Origin of the sequence: Massilia mucilaginosa, from assembly GCF_011682145.1 — a bacterium.
Taxonomy (GTDB): Bacteria; Pseudomonadota; Gammaproteobacteria; order Burkholderiales; family Burkholderiaceae_D; genus Telluria_A; species Telluria_A mucilaginosa.
Window position 1 is genome coordinate 1 of the sequence record NZ_WHJH01000111.1, and the last position, 4545, is coordinate 4545.

At 51.9% G+C, this 4545-nt stretch carries 4 protein-coding genes; 1 reads left to right on the forward strand and 3 read right to left on the reverse strand.

Annotated elements, in window-relative coordinates; all coding sequences use genetic code 11:
- Positions 1-335: 335 nt before the first annotated feature.
- The 3 genes from F2P45_RS33720 to F2P45_RS33730 all read right to left on the reverse strand — a co-directional run bounded on the left by F2P45_RS33720 (position 336) and on the right by F2P45_RS33730 (position 2105).
- Entirely contained in the window at positions 336-767 is a 432-nt protein-coding gene (locus F2P45_RS33720) for a DUF3592 domain-containing protein (protein WP_166882577.1), read from the reverse strand.
- A gap of 87 nt (positions 768-854) precedes the next feature.
- The gene (locus tag F2P45_RS33725; protein ID WP_166882578.1) at positions 855-1274 is read right to left on the reverse strand and encodes a hypothetical protein; all 420 of its coding nucleotides are present in this window, start codon (positions 1272-1274) and stop codon (positions 855-857) included.
- Between the two features lie 282 nt (positions 1275-1556).
- A complete protein-coding gene (locus tag F2P45_RS33730; protein WP_166882579.1) occupies positions 1557-2105 on the reverse strand; it encodes a hypothetical protein in 549 nt (182 codons plus the stop codon).
- Between the two features lie 560 nt (positions 2106-2665).
- On the opposite strand from F2P45_RS33730, the gene F2P45_RS33735 reads away from it, so the two are divergent.
- On the forward strand, positions 2666-3691 hold the full coding sequence (locus F2P45_RS33735) for an IS5 family transposase (protein WP_166882580.1): 1026 nt from the start codon (positions 2666-2668) through the stop codon (positions 3689-3691).
- Positions 3692-4545 lie beyond the last annotated feature (854 nt).

A 4545-nucleotide genomic window follows, 5' to 3' on the forward strand; every position in this document is an offset into this window, starting at 1 on the left:
ATTTCTGCGTCATCCGTTCTTGCCTCGATACCCTGCGAAAACAGGGCCACAACATGCTCGCAGTGCTACAGCGCGCATTTGTCGGCGCGCCTATCCCATCAGTTGCATAGCGGCTGAATAGTTACGATCATTTTTAGCTCACCTATGATCATTTTTAGCTCACCTATGATCATTTTTAGCTCACCTGTGATCATTTTTAGCTCACCTGCGATCCCAATTGGTCGTTGCTACTTGGTTCCACTATTTTCCCTAGATATGCATGCTGCCTCGGCTGCGCGCCGTTGCCGCGGTATCCCGGCGGGCCTTTTTTATTGGGCGGGCAGGAAGGCTTGATACTAAATGCGATACTTAGACTTGAATATCGATAGCCAAGAAAAAAATAATGTCAGAAGTCCCAATACGAATAGCGTAATGGAGCCTCCCCATAACGAACCAAATGCATCTGTGCTAGGATCCTTGCGAGGATCGTGCGCGTAGTATAAAACGGAAACGTTTTCCCCAACCTCGAACGATGTATAGCCATGCTGGGTGTAGTTTACAACCTCACCTTTTTCAGTGCTGAAACGTATATCGGCATGATACTTACCATTTTCTTTGCTAATAACAATACCATTCGCACGCGATGTGGATTTAATAAATTCGCCCCGGTCTTTTATGCCCGAATAACCAAATAAGAGCAAGCTTACAGAAGCACAGAAAAAAACCATACCCCAAATCAAACTCCCAGTTGAGGTTTTGGGTGGTATTAATCCGGACAAAATACTCATCATCAACTCCTTGTGTTCATTAAAATGGATAGCTCATTGCTGGCTCTGCACGCATTTTTTTTGCGCCGCTTTCAATTGTTACACGTCTTATCGTGTTAATAATTTGCTAGGGGAGCTATTCGCTTCCCTATTTGCATGCCTGCCTAGTCTGGTCAAAGTGGATCCACTCGATCCGCCAGCTCCCGTGAGGACGTTGGTGGGTGAAAGACCGAGTTCGCATTCCCGCTTGACGTTGATATCGACACGGGCGCGGACGGCAAACTCAACCTGTCCGAGGATGGCGGTGTGACCAACCCTCAACTTGGGGGCACACATGCGCTCAGTGATGACGATCGAGCCGGCGCCTTGACGATTAGCGAGCGCATCGGCCAGTGCCACAGTGACGCCGCAAAGCGTCGACTCACGATGCCTTTTTTCAAGGCAACGGTATTGGGCGTGGACCGCTTCGACGAGGCCAACAAAGAAATCGGGCGCGATGGCAAGGCGATAACCGTCGAAATCTGGCAATCGCTTCAGGGAGACCCGTCGTCGCCTGAAGGGTTTACGACACGTCAGTGGTTCGCAGGTGAGGGAACGAACCCGCGCACTGAGCGTAGAGCGGCACGTGACCGGAAGCAATGTAGGCGCGGCCGTGGCCACTGCAACAGGCGCCACGATCCAGCGCACCGGAGTCAAACCGCAGGCCATGACCGAGAACCAACCCTTATCCCTTCCTGAGAAGGATAGGATAGATCCTGACTTCAGACAGTAACTCGCACGTATTGGCCACCACTAACAAGTCCTCGCATATTACCTCAAATACGCCAAGCTTGCTGTTACCCCACCACCTATCTGCAGACCCGCATTTACCCCGTGCATGATAATTATGCCCTTGGCAGAAGCAGCAGCGAGTACAGGTCCCACATTTCCCATCCCTAAGTATGCTGGATTTATGCCCACAAGAATAGCTGTTGCTGAATAGCCTGCAATGTAACCAGCCCCAATTTCGCAAATGATGCAAATTCCTTTGATATCATCGATAGTAAGGTCGTCCTTTGTATGGGTTTTCGTTACAAATACATTTCCAAAGGCTGGAAAATCAGTTGTTGATAACCCGCCTGACTTACTTTGTACATTGAGCTGCGGAAATTTTGGCAGTTTTGGCAGTTTTGGGCTTTTAAACCCCTTGGATAATCCCAGGCCCACAGCCCCGTAATGCAAATCGACCGACTTTCCGGACGGATCTTTCAATCGAACCAAACCGCCAGATGCCGCAAAGAAGCCTAACCCCACTCCTCCAGTTGCAGAGGTTTCATAGTTCCAGATGCTCTCTTTCTTTACAAATATATCTAAAAACATGATGCATCTCTTTCAAAGTATGAAATTTCAGGAAATAACTATTATAAATATTCGATTGATAATAACAAGCCGAGGCCTGAATATCCGCTTCCATGGCATTAACAATGTAAAGCACCTCATTGCCAAAAGCTTGACCATGCTTTCCCAAAAGGCAGCAACTCCATCGCCGCTACGTATGTCGTTTCTTAGTAAGCGAGCATAGTACAAAAAGGTCAATTTCTTGCAGACTTTGCGGGAGGTTTCGCCAGACTGCATATACTCCACGACCCCAACTTTTGCCACGGTAAAGCGTGCTGATATTGAGTGCTCGACGCTAAGCGTTAGCGCCAGCGGTGCCGCGACGTTGTGGATTAAAGTTTTCATTATGATACACGATTTTCACAAGAACATTTTAAATTTAGCAACATTTATTGATGCTCATCGGAAGATTTATGAGGTGGTTTGGTACCGTCTCTCCCGCATCTCCCCCGCCCCCGCAAGGGGCAATCCACCCAAGGGCACCTCGAAAAACCACCCCGTCCATGGCATGATGATGAACCATCGATTCTGACGCTTTCCTCATGATCAAAACCAGTCTGTTTGCCGACCAGGAGCGCGAAGCCAAGCTGAACAAGCTGGGCGATGCGCTGCAGGTGATGGAGCAGCACGTCGACTTCGCCGCGTTGGCGGAGGAAGTGGACCGTGCAGCGCCGCGCCCCAGCCGCGAACGCGGCGGTCGTCCCCCGTTCCCAACCGAACTAATGGTTCGCCTTTTGCTGATTCAGCAGTTGTTCAACCTGAGCGACGAACAGATGGAATTCCAGTTGCTCGACCGCCTGAGTTTCCAGCGATTTGTGGGGCTGCGCTCAAGCAGCCAGATACCAGACCGGACGACGATCTGGACTTTTAAAGAACGCCTGATCCAGGCCGGCGCCAGCGAGAGCATCTTCGAGACAGTGAACCGGCAGTTGAGCAAACACGGCTACATCGCGCGCGGCGGGCAGATGGTCGACGCGAGCATCGTGCAGGCGCCAAAGCAGTCGCTGAGCAAGACGGAGACGGCGCTGTTGAAAGATAACGCCATGCCCATCGAATGGAAACCTGCCAAGCGCCGTCAGAAGGACATGGAAGCGCGCTGGACCAAGAAGCACGGCAAGTCCTACTTTGGCTACAAGGTCTCGGCCAATGCCGACAAGCGTTACAAGCTGGTACGCAGAATCAAGGTGAGCACGGCCAGCGAGCACGACACGTTGCACTTTGAAGAGGTGCTCGATCCGGCCAACACGAACCGTAACATCCTGGCCGACAAGGGCTACGTCGACGGCGAGCGTGAAGAGCTGCTAAGCAAACAGGGCTGGCGCATGCACATCCAGCGCAAAGGAAGCAAGGACAAGCCGATCTCGGCAGCCCAGGAGCGGCGTAACAATCGCATCGCCAAGACCCGTGCCCGCATCGAGCATGTGTTTGCCGGCATGGCGCAGTTGGGAGGCAAGGCACTGCGCACCATCGGCCTGGCGCGCGCGACGTTGCAGCTCAATTGGAAAGTCGCTGCATACAATCTGCGGCGTTTGGTCTACTTGAAGGAGGCCGGGATCGAGGCGTTTTGACGCCCGCAGTCCGTCCGGACTACACAAAATGAAGTTGAGTGCCCAGACAACGGGCAGGAAGCGGCTCGGTCCTCATCAAAATCCGAGCCTGCTGGCATCGGGACCGGCGATCGCACGGAATTTACCGGTAATTCGATGTGCCCTCATGGCTGATACTCCTTGGTTATGGAGTGGTCAGCTTAAAATCACGACTAATTTTGAGGGGGCAGACGGCCGCGCGATAAGCATGAAATGCGCAACGACATAAGGAAACTCACGCTTTGGCGGAAGGCTCGCCCATCACGACGGCGACCGGGTCAATCTTCTTTTCAAATTTCTACTGATAAAGAACGATGTGCCGGCACCCTCGCACATCCTACGGTAGGGATGCATGGCAATCTAGCGAACGCGGGGGCGTCGAGAAGGTTTCGGGCGAGGGGGCACTGAATCTTCTGGCGCAAACGTATCCGATACGGGGTCGTACTTTTCCCGTGTTCCATCTGCTTTAACGAGGATATAAGGATTTCCGTTTTCGTCCTTTATGACTTTATCGCCTGTAGGTACTGGTGTCCCAATTGCGTGTCCATTTTCGCATGCTGAGAACACCGGTTGGCCCCTCATCCCTGCGGCGATAATCTTGTCGATGTATTCTTCCCCGAATGTTTGACGAAGATCGTCAACCCATGCTGCAACTTCTCGCATTTCCGCACGCAATCTACCTTTTGCCATAGCGTTCTCCTATGCAAAATCGTAACTGTTCAGCCTGAGTGACGATGAAATATACATGTTGTAAACGCCGGACGCTTCGTTCATCATAGCGGCATGGCAAACAAGCTCCCGCGTCCCGACCTTTCCAAGCTTTCCGAGTCCGACAA